The organism is Agrobacterium salinitolerans (assembly GCF_027498475.1).
In the GTDB taxonomy this organism is placed as follows: Bacteria; Pseudomonadota; Alphaproteobacteria; order Rhizobiales; family Rhizobiaceae; genus Agrobacterium; species Agrobacterium salinitolerans.
The window spans coordinates 1,437,114-1,452,342 of the sequence record NZ_JAPZLN010000001.1 but is presented as its reverse complement, the minus strand read 5'-3'; the positions used below and the strand labels follow the sequence as shown (position 1 = coordinate 1,452,342).

Annotated in this window: 14 protein-coding genes and 1 riboswitch; of the genes, 7 read left to right on the top strand and 7 right to left on the bottom strand. The window is 60.4% G+C overall.

Translation table 11 applies throughout. From position 1 onward, the window contains the following. Positions 1–179 precede the first annotated feature (179 nt). Complete coding sequence (locus O9X91_RS07010) at positions 180–1,985, top strand: alpha/beta hydrolase family protein (protein WP_269833654.1); 1,806 nt, start codon at positions 180–182, stop codon at positions 1,983–1,985. Between the two features lie 19 nt (positions 1,986–2,004). Here the strand turns inward: O9X91_RS07010 and O9X91_RS07005 are convergent, their stop codons facing one another. The 5 genes from O9X91_RS07005 to O9X91_RS06985 are packed head-to-tail and all read right to left on the bottom strand — an operon-like array spanning position 2,005 to position 7,793. Further along, positions 2,005–4,461 carry a beta-mannosidase gene (locus O9X91_RS07005; protein ID WP_142913008.1) on the bottom strand — a complete coding sequence of 819 codons (2,457 nt, stop codon included), beginning with the start codon at positions 4,459–4,461 and terminating at the stop codon, positions 2,005–2,007. Continuing rightward, positions 4,458–5,441 (bottom strand): DUF1839 family protein, encoded by a 984-nt coding sequence (locus O9X91_RS07000; protein ID WP_142913009.1) that lies wholly within the window; start codon positions 5,439–5,441, stop codon positions 4,458–4,460. Before O9X91_RS07000 ends, O9X91_RS07005 begins: the two co-directional genes overlap by 4 nt. 6 nt (positions 5,442–5,447) lie before the next feature. Further along, positions 5,448–6,356 (bottom strand): amino acid--[acyl-carrier-protein] ligase, encoded by a 909-nt coding sequence (locus O9X91_RS06995; protein WP_077985559.1) that lies wholly within the window; start codon positions 6,354–6,356, stop codon positions 5,448–5,450. A gap of 4 nt (positions 6,357–6,360) precedes the next feature. Continuing rightward, positions 6,361–7,542, bottom strand: a complete 1,182-nt coding sequence (locus O9X91_RS06990; protein ID WP_137412231.1) for an acyl-CoA dehydrogenase family protein — start codon at positions 7,540–7,542, stop codon at positions 6,361–6,363. Further along, the gene (locus O9X91_RS06985) at positions 7,542–7,793 is read right to left on the bottom strand and encodes an acyl carrier protein (protein WP_003521307.1); all 252 of its coding nucleotides are present in this window, start codon (positions 7,791–7,793) and stop codon (positions 7,542–7,544) included. The genes O9X91_RS06990 and O9X91_RS06985 overlap by 1 nt, the downstream gene beginning before the upstream one ends. A gap of 182 nt (positions 7,794–7,975) precedes the next feature. Next, positions 7,976–8,087: riboswitch (TPP riboswitch) on the top strand. Positions 8,088–8,182: 95 nt separating this feature from the next. Between O9X91_RS06985 and thiC the strand changes: the two genes are divergently transcribed. From thiC to O9X91_RS06955, 6 genes are all read left to right on the top strand, one after another. Then, positions 8,183–10,006 carry a phosphomethylpyrimidine synthase ThiC gene (gene thiC, locus O9X91_RS06980; RefSeq protein ID WP_269833630.1) on the top strand — a complete coding sequence of 608 codons (1,824 nt, stop codon included), beginning with the start codon at positions 8,183–8,185 and terminating at the stop codon, positions 10,004–10,006. A 1-nt stretch (position 10,007) separates the two neighbouring features. Continuing rightward, complete coding sequence (thiO, locus tag O9X91_RS06975; protein ID WP_269833629.1) at positions 10,008–11,012, top strand: glycine oxidase ThiO; 1,005 nt, start codon at positions 10,008–10,010, stop codon at positions 11,010–11,012. After that, entirely contained in the window at positions 10,981–11,178 is a 198-nt protein-coding gene (thiS, locus tag O9X91_RS06970; RefSeq protein WP_077985561.1) for a sulfur carrier protein ThiS, read from the top strand. Before thiO ends, thiS begins: the two co-directional genes overlap by 32 nt. A 4-nt stretch (positions 11,179–11,182) precedes the next feature. Beyond that, the gene (locus tag O9X91_RS06965) at positions 11,183–11,956 is read left to right on the top strand and encodes a thiazole synthase (RefSeq protein WP_137412228.1); all 774 of its coding nucleotides are present in this window, start codon (positions 11,183–11,185) and stop codon (positions 11,954–11,956) included. An 88-nt stretch (positions 11,957–12,044) separates the two neighbouring features. Further along, positions 12,045–13,049, top strand: a complete 1,005-nt coding sequence (locus O9X91_RS06960) for a P1 family peptidase (protein WP_269826503.1) — start codon at positions 12,045–12,047, stop codon at positions 13,047–13,049. A gap of 3 nt (positions 13,050–13,052) precedes the next feature. Continuing rightward, positions 13,053–13,448, top strand: coding sequence for a winged helix-turn-helix domain-containing protein (locus O9X91_RS06955; protein ID WP_269833628.1), 396 nt, complete (start codon positions 13,053–13,055; stop codon positions 13,446–13,448). On the opposite strand, the gene modC is transcribed toward O9X91_RS06955, so the two are convergent. Both modC and modB read right to left on the bottom strand, forming a co-directional pair. After that, complete coding sequence (gene modC / locus O9X91_RS06950; protein ID WP_269833627.1) at positions 13,417–14,493, bottom strand: molybdenum ABC transporter ATP-binding protein; 1,077 nt, start codon at positions 14,491–14,493, stop codon at positions 13,417–13,419. The two genes, O9X91_RS06955 and modC, sit on opposite strands and share 32 nt — an antisense overlap. Then, positions 14,490–15,197 carry a molybdate ABC transporter permease subunit gene (modB, locus tag O9X91_RS06945; protein WP_137412224.1) on the bottom strand — a complete coding sequence of 236 codons (708 nt, stop codon included), beginning with the start codon at positions 15,195–15,197 and terminating at the stop codon, positions 14,490–14,492. The genes modC and modB overlap by 4 nt, the downstream gene beginning before the upstream one ends. Positions 15,198–15,229: the final 32 nt, after the last annotated feature.

The following is a 15,229-nucleotide window of genomic DNA, read 5'->3' as shown; positions in this document are numbered from 1 at the left end:
CTAGCCCGCCATCCCGGCGTTCGGTTTTACAACGGGTGGGCGGCAATGGATATAAATGCGACTATATTTTTAGACTTCTCTAATGTTGTTGTTTTTATTGTAGATCAGGCGGTAAGACGTTTCGATATAAGGATCCCGTAATGGTTGAGCCAGACACTGGCGCAACGATGGCAAGGTCGATGGCGATAGATATTTCAGAGCGTACAGCAAGCGATCCGTCTCTTGATGCATTGTCGCTTTCCGGCATTGCCTCGAATGGGGCGGTTGCGCATCCGGTCTCTTTTGATGGGCTTACAGGGATTTTCCATCCGGCGCGCAAGGACGTCAGACAGCGCCATGCCGTTCTTTTCGTCAGCCCGTGGGGCATGGAGGAGCTGTGCAGCCGCAAGTTTCAACGGCTGCTGGCCGAGCGGTTGGCCGCTTGCGGTGTCGCCAGCCTGCGATTCGATTATTTGGGCGCGGGCGACGCCTTCGATCCTGATGATGCGGGCCGTGCAGCGGACTGGATTTCCGACGCGCGCGCGGCGCTCAACTGTCTGAAGCGTCTTTCCGGCTGCGCCGAAGTGGTCGTTGTCGCTCAGGGCCTCGGCTGCCTTATCGCTGCGCAGGCGTTTGCCGATGTCCCCGTTGTGAGTTCCATGGCGCTTCTGGCGCCGGTCGTTTCCGGCCGCGCCTATCTGCGTGAGTTGGCGATGTGGTCCTCCATGATCGATGATGGCCTCGGTCTTCTGCCTACGCAACGCATGGCGGAGGCGGGATCGATTGCCGGCATGGCCATGCCCGCCGGTGTTGCGGATGCGATCAGGAAGGCCAATCTTTCAAATCTGACCGCTGCTCCGGCGCGCACCATTCTGGTGCTCTCCCGGCCAGGCCGCGTAACGGATGCCGATTTCGCCAGGCATCTCGTTGCGATTGGCGGGTCGGTGGAGGAGGCGGAGTTTTCAGGTTACGACGATCTCGTCTCCAGCCCCACGCTCTCGAAAATATCCGACGATGTGGTCAACCGGCTCGTCGTTTGGATCCTCTCCCAGACCCATGCCGAGAGTGCGGTGACCCCCGAGGAGGATTTCACCGTCAATGCTCCGCAGCGTGGGCGCGGTTTTATCGAGCAGCCGGTGCAATTTGGAGAAGGCGGGCGGCTTTTCGGTGTTTTTTGCGGGCCGGATGGTCGGGAGGTGGTTTCTTCGGTTCTTCTGCTTGGCGCCGCTTATGACCGGCATGCGGGCTGGGGCAGGCTTTCGGTGCAGATGGCCCGTGCATTGGCGCGCGAGGGGGTGGCATCTCTTCGCTTCGACGCCGCCAATATTGCCGACAGCCCTCCGGTCAAAAACGTGCCCGAGCAGGTTCTTTACGATACCGCGCAAAATGACGACGTGGCTGCCGCACTCGATTTTCTCGGCAAGCGTGGTAAGGGACCTTTCATTGCGGCGGGCCGGTGCAGCGGCGCTTATCTCGCCTTCAACAGCGCAATCGCCGATGAGCGGATCGGCGCCGTGGTCGCGGTCAATCCGGTTGTCTTCCATTGGCGCAAAGGCCGCTCGGTGGATGAGGCCCTGCATAAACGCCCGCGTTCCTTCGGGGAATACAGCCAGCGCTTTCGACAGGGCGCGACATTCAGGCGTCTCGTCAGCGGTGATGTCGATGTGGCAAGTGCGGGGCTGAATATCGTCAAGGCGACGATCAAGAGGCTTTCGACAAAAACGGCGAGGCTGTTCCGCAGGGGCAGCGAGGAAGGGCGTGCCGTCTATGGCGCATTCGACAAATTGAAAGCGAATGATACCGCCGTTCATCTGCTCTACAGCGACAACGACGATGGTCTGGAGCACTTCCAATATTACTTCGACGCCAATGGCGAAGGACTGGCGGCCTATAGGAACGTGTCGCTGACCATTATTCCCGATGCCGATCACAATCTTTCAACGCCGGAAGCAAGGCAAGTCTATATCGACGCGGTGAAGCGGCTGGCTCTCGAGCATTTGCAGTAAAATGCCTGGCCGTCATCCCCTAGAAGGAAAATCGCCGGCTGGAACCCAGTGAGACGACCTCTCCGGAAGGAGGAGCTTCCGTCGCCGGGGTCTCCGGCAGGAGGCTGATTTTTCTGGTTTCGCCGGGGCCGAGGTGGAACCAGTTTTCCGAGGCGTAATAACCCTGCACTTCGACATGGACGGATTGCGCCAGTCGGTCCGTGCCGATTTCAAGAGACCAGTTGCCGCTCGTTTCACTGATCGCGACCTGAAGGTTTGCGGCGTGCAGCGCCTTTTTACGGCCGAGAGGGAAATGGAATGCGTCGGCGATCACGTGTCCTGTCGCAACGTCGCGAAGCCGGGCGACGGTAACGTCATGGGATGGAGGGCCGAAACGATAGGCATAGGTCGTGTCGAAAAAGGCGCCGAACAAATCTGTTGCGGCAATGGTCTGGCTCTGTCGGGGTAAAAGCGTGAGCGGTCGTTTGGCGTGGACAACGGGTTGCACACCTTCGCGCAGGCAGCTCAGTTCCAGCATGGCTTCGAGGCCGCCGCCGGTCTCGTTGATGAGGTGTATATCCAGCCCGTTCGTGCCCTCATCGGAAAAAGTAACCTGAATGGGGCGGAACGCCCTTTTCAACGCGTGCCAGACAGATTTGGGCCGGCCGGTGGCATCGATGACACCCCAGCCGGCGCCGGGAACGAGATCTTGCAGGGTCCAGACCAGAGCGCCCTGACAGGAGGAGCCGCTGCGCCGCCATTCGGCGAAAGTCGCCTCCATGACCTCGGCTGTGGCGGCCCGGGACATGTCGAGATAAAGGCCGCCGTCTTCGCGACGCAGAACATCCGGTTCGACGCCGTAGAGCAGGTTCAGATAATGGCCGCGAACATCCTCGAAGTCCCAGGATGCCCCACGATCCCGCGGTGCGCGCGCCTTCCATCGCGGATCGTGCACGGCCATGCCGGGTAGATATTTGTCCAGTGTTTCCTGTTCGGGAATATTGGCGAAGGCGAGGCATTCGGCGGCGAAGCGCAGATCGGCGCGGCGCGCATCTTCCAGCGGGCGGCAATAGGCGCCCACGCCGTAATAGTGGCCGACCCCGGCGTTGGGAAAGAAGGGCAATGCACCGCCGGAGGGGGAATTGGCGACATAGGCTGCATCCGGCCGTTTCTCGGCAAGGAGTTCCGGCAGAACCTCCTCGGTGAGCGTTCCCTTCCATATCTGTTCCGGCAGACCGAGCATCGCGCCCTGCTGGTACATTTCACTGCCGCCGCAAAAGACGGTGAGCGATGGAGAAAGCGCGGTGGCTTCGAGGAACTGCGAGATTTCCGTGACGATATGCTGGCGCAGGCTCTCGTCCTTTGCCGGGTAATCGAAATTGGCGAGCATGGCGTCCTGCCAGACCATAATGCCTAATTCGTCGCAAAGGGCGAAAAATTCCGGCGTCTCATAAGCCATGGTGCCGCCGATGCGGATCATGTTCATGCCGGCTTCCGCGGCTTTTCTAAGCCATGGCTCGTAGTCGGCCCCTGTTCCCGGCAGGCGCACGATATCGGCTGTCGTCCAGACCGCACCGCGGCTGAAGACCGGCTGACCGTTCACCTTGAGGCCGAAACCGTTACCGTCTTCGCCATGATCGATCTCGACCCGCCGGAAGCCGGTACGCCCCAGCCTATGTTGTTCGCCGTCCAGTTCCAAAAGCGTGTCGTGCAGCGCAGGCCTGCCATGGGTGTGCGGCCACCATGTTTCGACATCGGGTATGTGGAGCTCGCCGGAAAACTTGCCGTTCTCATCCTTGGAAAGATCGGCGCTATAACCCGCGCAGCCAAGCCGTGCCGATTGTATGGGCCGGCTGGTTTCCAGCGAGATGGCGACAATTCCCGTTCCTGCCTCGTCCAGTGAAGATCGGAGCGTGCAAAGTACAGCTTCCTGTCTGATCAGACTGATGGGCCGCCATGGGCCAGCGGCGTGGATTTCCGGGCACCAGCCGGGCATGTAACCGAGTGCGGTGGTGCGGATCAGACGCAAACCCTGGGTATTCATCATCTGCGGCCGCCAGCGGGCGCGGGGGCCGGTTTTTTCAAGTCTCGGCGCAAGCGCCCGGAAGCAGATGCAAAGCTCGTCCGCGCCCGTGAGTTCGACCGGCACTTCCAGCCTTTCGAACATGCTCTGGCTCGCGGCGATCAGCTCGCCATTGAAGAAGATTTCAGCAATGGTGGAGAGACCATCGAAGCGCAGGGCGGCACGCTCCCGGGCATCGGAAATCATTGTCAGCCGGTACCAGGCATCCCTGTCATTGAGGGGGCGCGGAGCGAGACGGTCGAATTTTCCGGCCGCCTCCAGAGCCTGCGCCACGGTGCCGGGAACGGAAACGTGAAGGCTTTCGAGCGATGCGGGAATATCGGCCGGCGTCTCATAGGCATCGGCCGGTGTCAGCGTCAGCGTCCAGCCTTCACTCAGCGATTCCTCGCTTTCGCCGGGAAGATAAGTCCTCACGCGGCCTCGCTGGCATCAGTGAGTTTAGTCGAAAGCGCTTCCATTACGCCGTCCCATGCATCCGCTGCTGGATCGAGCACGGTGGCCAGCGCATCAAATTTGCGGCGGGTGACGGCGCGGGCAAGCTGGAACTGCACGGTCTTGGCAACCTCGGAAATCTTGAGCGCGTGGTCTCTTGCTTCAGAAAAACCGTCCGCGTCCAGCCATTCGAAGTGGCTTGCCGCCAGTTCGAAATTGGCGCCGAGCTGGCGCAGCGTGTTGAACGCGTATTTGTGAAAAAAACCGAAGGGTCGGTCGGCGACCTTTTCCACCTGCGTCGGAAAAACGCCGGCAAAAGCGCGGACCGGATTGGTGGAGGGCCGTCTGGAAAAATGGAACTTCAGGAGCCGTTCGGCCGTCTTGCGAATATGTGCGGGCGAGGGGCTGCTATCCGCGAATTTTGCAAATTCGGTATAGGGCAGGAAGGGTGGGTCGGTCTCGGCGAGATGATGCTGGAACAGACCGTCAAAATCTTCGCCTGCAAGATGGAAAAAGCCGGCATTGTGGAAATAGTCGAGTTCGCGGTTTTCGAGGTCGAGCCGGTTGATGGCGACGGTGGTCTTGCCATGTTCTTTCCGATAGCCCACCCCATGGGTATCAGGCATATAGAAGCTGTCCATCTCGATCAGGCAGATGCGGCCGCGTGCGAGCTGCGCGTCGATGTGATTTTCCACCCTGTCGAAGATCGCAAGCTCGGTGGTGCGAACGCCATAAAGCGCCTCGAGGTCTTCCAGCGGCACCTTGAAGAAGGTGAACTGGTCGCCTTCGAAATCCTGCGTCAGCGTGAAACCGAACATGGCCTCTGGCGGCAGGCCCTTCGAGGCCAGCACTTCGATCCACAAATCGATGTAGCAATTGGTTTCCGGCCACATTCTCTCGGAGGAATGGAGCGGATGCTGCACATAATTTTGGGGATCGAGACCGGGAAAAATCTGCCGCATGAATGATCAGCCCCAGAGCGTTTCCACGACCTTCGCAGGCCATTTCTTCACATCGAGACCATGATGCGCAAACAGCGCCAGCGCGATGCGCTCAAGGCCGAAACCGACGCAGGCGGTATGGGCAACATCGCCATTATCGAGGTTCAGGCCCCACTTCTGGCCGAAAGCATCCTGGTGGTAGTTGAAACTCATGCAGGCTGTTGGGTTCGTCGTCGATGTGACCGGGATCAAGAGTTCGAATTTCAGGTTCTGGTCGCGCTGGTTGTTGGCGAGCATTTTTCCGGCGCGGCCGAAGAAGGGATCGTTGGCGATATCGATGGTGACGTCGAGCCCGACCGCTTTCATCATTTCCACGCCGCGATCCATCCAGGTCTGGCGGAATTCGGTGACGTTCGCCTCGGTGCCCATGCAGACATATTCACGCATGCGGAAAAGCTGCTGGCGCGCCGGATCCTTGGAGGGTTCATGGCGGAAGCAATAGGACTGGATGTCATAGAGGCCGCCGCCGGCAGGTAGCGCGCCGCGCTTGGCAATCGTCGGATAAAGGGGGTAGCAGGCCGCCGGCGTCAGCACGATGTCGGTGGCTTTCTGGTCCTTGGTCCAGTCGCCGCCCTCATCCATCGTCTTCAGCAGGCTGACATGGTCGAGCTCACAGCCGCAGAAGGAATGGACCGTGCCGGCGAGCTGCGGGAAGCTCTTCATGTAACCGCTCTTTTCGAAATAGGCGCGGTTGATGCCGGGCGGGAAGCGGATCGCTTCGGCGCCGTCAGCGCCACCGGTGCGGTCGATCAGCCGCTCGAAGGCGGCAATCACATCCTCGAACTGGCCGCTGCGTCCATAAAGACCGTCCACACCGGTTTCAATCAGCAGGCCTTCTTCGAACAGTCGATCGAGAAACGATGTTTGCATGTCCATGGTCTTATCCCAAGAGGCTGGTGTCCTGCTTGTGAACCAGCAGGAGATTGGCGGAATTGCCGAGAATGCGGTCGTTGGAAATCATCAGCCGGGCGGAATGTGCGTCGCGCAGGTGTCGGCCGAGACTGTAGGGTGTGCCGTTCTTGTAGCCCATGATGCCGCAGACCAGCATGGCGTGGTCGATGATCTCGAGAATGGTTTCCGAAGAGCAGATCTTCACATTGTTCATGGCGACGGCAAAGGCCATGGACATCAGTTTTTCGGGGTCGCTCTTGGTGTCCTCGTAAGCCTTGATGCCGGCGATGATGTTGGATTTCACGACCTGCAGCTTGGTGGAAACTTCAGCAAGGCGGATTGCGCCGGGAGGAGCGGTGCCCGGCGATTTGCGCGCCGCGGCTCTGACGAAAGACTGGGCGCGCAGCACGGCGTCCGAGGCGATGCCATACCAGACGGCGCTCCACAGGAGATGCGAGCTTGCAAGCATGGATTGTGCGGCGATTTCGGCAAAGGGTTTCGGGAATATCTGCGCCGCCGGCGCTTCGCCGCGGAACAGGAAGCCGTCCGAACAGGTGCCACGCATGCCGAGCGTATCCCAGACATGGGTCTTTTCGAGCGTGTACTGATTTTTCAGGAAGACGGTCATCACCTGGTCGGCGGGCGCGGCATCCTTGTGAGCGCGCGAGGTGATGAGGATCGCATCGGCATTGCTGCCATAGGAAATGACGGTGGCATCCTTTTCCAGCCGGCAGCTATCGCCTTCGACTTCGATCGCACAGATGGAGTTGCGCAGATTGCCGCCGATGCCGCCTTCCGTGGTGGCGGAGCCGAGCAGGAGCTGTTCGTTGGCAACGCGACGCATGAAGCCCGGATGCCAGTTGCTCTCGACGCCATGTTCCACAAGGCTTGACAGCTTGATGTGGTGCATGGCGAAAATCATCGCGGTTGCCGAACATGCCTGCCCGAGCCGGGCGCAGATATCGGCGATTTCCTGTAAGGAAGCGCTTTCGCCGCCCAGCGAAGAGGGGACCTGAATGCCGAGCAGACGTTCCTGTCGCAGCGCATCAACAGCTTCCTGCGGAAAGCGGCCGGTGACATCTACCGCATCCGCATGTCTGGCGGCAATTGCCGCGACACGGCCCGCGCGCGCGGACAGCGTTTCATCCTGCGGCGCTACGGTGACGTTCATCAGGCTGCCTCTTTACCATCCAGAATGAGCTTAACGGTGTCTTCAATCGCCCTGATGCTCGCAAAGGATTTGCGGTTCAGGAGATTGTCGGGGAATTCGATGTCGAATGCCTCTTCGATGCCGAGCATCAATTGTACCGACGCAAAGGAAGAAAGGCCCGCTGCATAAAGATCGGCTTCGTCTGCAATCGTATCGACGGGGGTTGGAAGCTGGCCGAATTTTGCCAGTATTTCACGAATAGTCGCATTCATTCCGACGTATCTCCAATGAAATCAACATTAGGTAGGTTTGTGCTTATCGTTATGCCGCAAACGATAATATTCGCCTAAACCGTTAGGTTAATTACAACTAACGGCAGCATGCGACATTCCCGCACCTTTGCCAAGTACGGATCGTCGGCCTTGACAAATGCCGGGCGGTGTTTTTTGCTGGGACCATTCACCAGGGGTGTCCCGTCAAGGGGCTGAGATTCTGCTTTCATGCGCAGTGACCCGTTGAACCTGATCCAGTTCATACTGGCGTAGGGACGGTGCAAAGACCTGATGTCGGGCGGGCGCATGACGTTGCGTTTCGGCAATTCGGTATTTTCCATCATTCCGGCTCGAACTGGGTCTCCACTGTCAAACTTTGGAGCCTCAAGATGAATATCGCTGCCAAGACTATCCCGCTTACGGTCACCACCGGGCCGCATGCCGCCTCCAAGAAAATCCACAAAGCCGGCATTCTACATCCCCATATCCGCGTGCCGATGCGCGAGATCGCCGTTCATCCCACAGCCGGCGAACCGCCGGTGACGGTCTATGATTCTTCCGGCCCCTATACCGATCCTGCCCATGCCGTTTTGATTGAAAAGGGTCTGCCGCGCCTGCGTCAAGACTGGATCGTGGCCCGCGGTGATGTCGAGGCTTATGAGGGGCGACACGTCAAGCCGGAGGATAACGGCTTTGCCACAGGCGAGCGCCTGACGCCTGAATTCGGTGTGCGTCACCAGCCGCTGAAAGCGACGGCGGGCAAGGCGGTGACGCAACTTGCCTATGCCAGGGCGGGCATTATCACGCCGGAAATGGAATTCATCGCCATCCGCGAAAATCTCGGGCGCGAGGCCGTGAAAGAAAAGCTCGCGCGTGACGGCGAAAGCTTTGGCGCGCATATTCCTGATTATGTCACGGCGGAATTCGTGCGTCAGGAAGTGGCGTCGGGCCGCGCCATCATTCCGGCCAATATCAACCACCCGGAACTTGAGCCGATGATCATCGGCCGCAATTTTCTCGTCAAGATCAACGCCAATATCGGCAATTCCGCCGTCACCTCCTCCATGGCTGAAGAGGTGGAGAAGATGGTTTGGGCCATCCGCTGGGGTGCGGATACCGTCATGGACCTGTCGACCGGCCGCAACATCCACAATATCCGCGAATGGATCATCCGCAACTCGCCGGTGCCGATCGGCACGGTGCCGCTTTATCAGGCGCTTGAGAAGGTCAACGGCATTGCCGAAGATCTGAGCTGGGAAGTGTTCCGCGACACGCTGATCGAGCAGGCGGAACAGGGCGTGGATTATTTCACCATCCATGCCGGCGTGCGGCTGCATTACATCCCGCTCACCGTCAACCGCGTCACCGGCATCGTTTCGCGCGGCGGCTCGATCATGGCCAAGTGGTGTCTGCATCACCACAAGGAAAGTTTCCTTTATGAGCATTTCGACGAGATTTGCGACATTTGCCGCGCCTATGACGTCTCCTTCTCGCTTGGTGATGGCCTGCGTCCCGGGTCGATTGCCGATGCCAATGACGCGGCTCAGTTTGCCGAGCTGGAGACGCTCGGCGAGTTGACGCAGATCGCCTGGGCGAAGGATTGCCAGGTGATGATCGAAGGCCCCGGCCATGTGCCGATGCACAAGATCAAGGAAAACATGGACAAGCAGTTGAAGACCTGCGGCGAGGCGCCCTTTTATACGCTCGGGCCGCTCACCACCGATATTGCGCCCGGTTACGATCACATCACGTCGGGCATCGGTGCTGCGATGATCGGCTGGTTCGGAACGGCGATGCTCTGCTACGTCACGCCCAAGGAACATCTCGGCCTGCCTGACCGTAACGACGTGAAGGTCGGCGTCATCACCTACAAGATCGCTGCCCACGCCGCCGATCTCGCCAAGGGGCATCCGGCAGCACAGGTGCGGGACGATGCGCTGTCGCGCGCGCGGTTCGAGTTCCGTTGGGAGGACCAGTTCAACCTGTCGCTGGACCCGGATACGGCGCGCTCCTTCCATGACGAGACGTTGCCAAAGGAAGCGCACAAGGTCGCGCATTTCTGCTCCATGTGCGGGCCGAAATTCTGCTCGATGCGGATTTCCCACGATATCCGCGCCGAGGCGCAGAAGGAGGGGCTGGAGGCCATGGCCGCACGCTTCAAGGAAGGCGGTGAGCTTTACATGCCGCTCGCGACCCCTGCGGATGCCGAATAGCATGCGCGTTCTGGTCAAGGGAACGGGGGTCGCCGGTTTGACGGCGGCCTTCGAACTGGTGCGGACCGGCGTTACTGTCGAGGTCTGCGAGCGCAATGCCGAACCTTCTCGCGGTGCATCCTGGTATGCGGGCGGCATGTTGGCGCCCTGGTGCGAGCGTGAAAGCGCTGAAGCGGCGGTTCTGACGCTCGGTCAGGCGGCGCTCGACTGGTGGGATGACGCGACACCCGGCCTTGTCGTGCGGCACGGTACGCTGGTCGTTGCGCCAGCCCGCGACAAGGTGGAGCTTTCGCGTTTCGCATCGCGGACCGCTGGCTATCGCTGGGTGGATGAGGGCGAAATCGCCGCGCTGGAGCCTGATCTTGCCGGGCGATTTCGTTCCGGGCTTTATTTCCCGGGCGAGGGGCACCTCGATCCGCGTCTTGCACTGAAATCGCTGCATGAGCGGCTCTGCACCATGGGTGTACGGTTCCATATGGGTATCCCGTTGGATGAAGAGCCGTTCGACCGCGTGGTGGATTGCACTGGCTCTGCGGCAATCGGCGGGATTTCCGATCTTCGCGGTGTGCGGGGAGAAATGCTCTATCTCGCCACGCCGGAGGTTTCCCTGTCTCGTCCTGTCCGGCTGCTGCATCCGCGCATTCCGCTTTACATCGTGCCGCGCGAGCCGGGTCGTTTCATGGTGGGCGCAACGATGATCGAGACGGAAGATGCGGGCGCCATTTCCGCCCGCTCAATGATGGAATTCCTGAATGCCGCCTATGCCGTGCATCCGGCTTTCGCGGAGGCGGAAATCATCGAGACGGGCACCGGCGTGCGCCCCGCCTATCCTGACAATCTGCCTGATGTCACGCAGGATGGCCGGACCATTTTCATCAACGGCGCGCACCGGCACGGCTTTCTGCTGTCGCCGGCGATGGCGCGGAAGGCGGCTGAAGTCGTTTGCCAAACTCTCTCTCAAAAGGAACGGGATCATGAAACTTCTGGTGAATGGCGACGAGCTTGATCTCGCCGCCGAGACGCTGGCCGGCCTGCTTGCCAGCCTCGAATACGAGGGTGAGTGGCTGGCGACGGCGGTGAACGGTGACCTGGTGCATTCGGAAGAGCGCGCCGATTATAGGTTGAAGGCCTTTGACCGTATCGAAATCCTCTCGCCGATGCAGGGAGGCTGAAACCATGCTGACGCTCTATGGCCGCGAGGTCTCATCCCGTCTCCTGCTCGGCACAGCGCGCTATCCGTCTCCTGCCGTGCTTGCCGACGCCGTGCGGGCGAGCAACACAGATATTCTGACAATTTCGCTGCGCCGGGAAACGGCGGGCGGCAAGAAGGGCGGTCAGTTTTTCGAGCTTATCCGCGAGCTGGATCGCCACATTCTGCCCAATACCGCCGGCTGCCACACGGTCAAGGAAGCGGTGCTGACGGCAAAGATGGCCCGCGATGTGTTCCGCACTAACTGGATCAAGCTGGAGGTTATCGGCCATCACGATACGTTGCAGCCCGATGTCTTCGCACTTGTCGAGGCGGCGAAAATCCTCTGCGACGATGGTTTCGAGGTCTTTCCTTATACGACGGACGATCTGGTCGTCGCCGAAAAGCTGCTGGAGGCGGGTTGCAGGGTACTGATGCCCTGGTGCGCGCCGATCGGCAGCGCCATGGGACCGCTCAATCTAACGGCGCTGAAATCCATGCGGGCGCGTTTTTCGGATGTGCCGATGATTGTCGATGCCGGTATCGGCCGCCCGTCCCATGCGGTCACGGTGATGGAGCTTGGTTACGATGCCGTTCTGCTCAACACGGCGGTTGCGGGCGCGGGTGATCCGGTCGGCATGGCGGAGGCTTTCGCTCGCGCCATAGAAGCCGGCCATCAGGCATATCTCTCCGGGCCGCTGGAGCCGAGGGACATGGCCGTTCCCTCGACGCCGGTGATCGGAACGGCTGTCTTTTCCTGATCGCGGCTTGTCGTAGACATCAGGCACGTCACGTTTTGCGTTGACAGTGCCTGATGGTGGCGGGATACCGGGAGAAAAGGGAAACGGCATGGCGGCACTCACAAATCTTCTGACTGACATAGGCGGCGTTTCGGTCGGTAATGTCACCGATCTTGCCCTTGGCTCCGGTGTTACGGCGATTGTTTTCGAAAAGCCCGTCATCGCTTCCGGTTCTGTTTTGGGTGGTGCGCCGGGCGGGCGCGATACCGGCCTGCTCGACCCCGCGATGACGGTGGAAACGGTGGACGCCTTCGTGCTGTCGGGCGGTTCTGCCTTCGGACTGGATGCGGCGGGCGGCGTTCAGGCCGGGCTGCGCGAAATCGGGCGTGGCCTGCAGGTGGGGTCCACCCGCGTTCCCATCGTGCCGCAGGCGATCCTGATGGATCTGCTGAATGGCGGTGATAAGGGCTGGGGTCTGCATTCACCCTATCGCGAGATGGGATATGCGGCCTTCAAGGCGGCGCGTGCGACGCCCTTCGAACTCGGAACAGCCGGGGCTGGAACGGGTGCGACGACCGCCACCTTCAAGGGCGGGCTCGGCTCCGCAAGCACCGTCAGTTCCGGCGATTACAAAGTGGCGGCCATCGTTGCCGTCAATGCGCTCGGCTCCGCAACGGTTGGAACGAGCCGCCATTTCTGGTCCGCGCCGTTTGAAGTGCGGAGTGAATATGGCGATTGCGGTTTTCCCGATCGTTTCGAGCGGGATCATACCGCGCTGCGCCTCAAGGGGGTCAATCTCACGGCAACGACCATCGGTGCGGTGGTGACGGATGCCGTGCTCACCAAAGCGCAGGCGCATCGCCTTTCCATCATGGCGCATGACGGTTTGGCGCGCGCCGTTCTGCCCGCCCATCTGCCAAGCGACGGCGACACCATGTTCGCGGCCGCGACCGGTGAAAAGCCGCTTGAGGGCGGCGTTCATTTCGCCGAACTTTGCCATCTTGCCACCATCGTGATGGCGCGCGCGGTGGCGCGTGGCGTCTATGAGGCGACGGCCTTGCCGGTGGATGGAGCGCAAAAGGCCTATCGCGATCTTCATGGACGGAGCCTTTGAACGATGAGTGAGGCCCTCGCTCCACTGAAACCTGTTCTTCGTATCGATTTTCCGCCCGGAGAGCGATTGGGGCACGGCAAGATCGAATTGATGGAGCTGATTGTCGAGACCGGCTCCATCTCTGCCGCCGGGCGGGCGATGGACATGTCCTATCGTCGCGCATGGCTGCTGGTGGATGCGCTGAACCATATGTTCCGGCAACCGGTTATTGAATCGCAGCGTGGCGGCAAACAGGGCGGCGGTGCGGCGCTGACCGCTTTCGGCACTGAGGTTCTGGAGCGTTACCGCGGCATGGAAAAGCGGATGAACGAGGCCTTGCGCGCCGATATCGACTGGCTGGAGGCCAATCGTAATCCCGCCGCGGCCCTCAATAGGGATCAAGAGCCGCCGACTTTATGATCGCATGCACTCGTCTTCCGGGTTCCAGCTGCAGCCTCTCGCGTGACAGATCGGTGATGCGCGACTGGATGATGTCGCCGCCGCAATCCACCTGAATCGTGACCATGCCGTCTTCACTGGCTGAGACAGTTGCGACACGACCCTCGAGAATGTTGAGGGCGCTCAAGCCTTCGGGTTTTACGGTTGCCAGCATCACGTCACGCGCCGGTATAAGCACGCGCGCCGGGCTGCCGGATGTTCCCCTTTTGGCCGGAACATGGAGCAGCATGGTCTTTAGCCTCACGGCGGCAAGTCCGTGCCGCTCATCAAAGCTTTCAATGTGCCCGGAAAGAATGCTGCCTGCCTCACGCCGTTCGAGATGCGTGCTGAAATCCGGTCTGGAAAGCACGTCGGCTGCTTTTCCCTGCGCTTCCACCTTGCCGTCCTTCATCACCACGATGCGGTCTGCGAGGCGGGCGACCTCCTGAATAGAGTGGCTGACATAGACAACAGGGATTTTTGTCTCGTCGCGCAGCCGTTCGAGATAAGGAATGATCTCGGCTTTCCGCTGCTCGTCCAGCGAGGCGAGCGGTTCGTCCATCAGCAGCAGTCTGGGGGAAGAAAGCAGTGCGCGGCCGATGGCAACGCGCTGTTTTTCGCCGCCCGAGAGTTTGTTTGGACGCCGCTGCAAGAGATGGCCGATGCCGAGCATGTCGATGATATGGTCTTCCTGCGCGACCTTCGTTTTGTCTGCGGTGAACCAGCTACCGTAGTGCAGATTTTGCGCCACGCTGAGATGCGGGAAAAGCCGCGCCTCCTGAAAGACATAACCGAAACGGCGTTTATGGGCCGGCACGAACAGTCGCTTTTCGCTATCGGCCAGCACTTCGCCGTCCAGCAAAACCTGTCCCTCATCCGGCCGCAGCAGGCCCGCGATGATGCGGATCATCGAGGTCTTGCCGGAACCGGAGCGTCCAAACAGCGCGGTGACGCCGCCTTGCGAGGTGAATGACGCATCGAGTTCGAAGGAGCCGAGGCGATGGCGGGTGGTGACCGAAAGCGTCATTCCATGCTCACCCGTTTGCCGATGATGCGGGCCAGAAACTCTGAGACGAGCAAAGCGAGCATGGAAATCACGACGGAGACAATGGTTAGCCGCAACGCACCGGCATCGCCGCCCGGAACCTGGGTGAAGGTATAGATGGCGGCGGACAAAGTCTGGGTCTCGCCGGGAATATTGGACACGAAGGTGATGGTCGCGCCGAATTCGCCCATGGCCTTGGCGAAAGCCAGGATCATGCCGGCGATGATGCCAGGCAATGTCAGAGGAAGCGTGACAGTGAGGAAAACCCAGAACGGGCTTGCCCCCAATGTGCCCGCCGCTTCCTCCAGCTTTCGGTCCACCGCTTCGATGGAGAGCCGGATGGAACGCACCATCAGCGGAAAGGCCATCACGGCGCAGGCGAGCGCCGCCCCGGTCCAGCGGAAGGAAAAGACGATGCCGAACCAGCTATCGAGAAATTGCCCGATTGCGCCCCGGCGGCCGAACAGGACGAGTAGCAGAAAGCCGGTGACGACGGGCGGCAGGATGAGCGGCAGGTGGACGATGCCGTTAAGAAGCGATTTGCCCCAGAAGCGGCCGCGCGCCAGCGCCACGGCAACCGCAATGCCGAAAGGCAGGCTGGCGAGCATGGCGATGGAGGACACCCACAGGCTGAGCCTGATTGCCGTCCATTCTTCAGGGCTGAGTGTCCACCAAGGCAATGCCATATCCTGCAATCGTCATCTCTCGCGGCCAATAG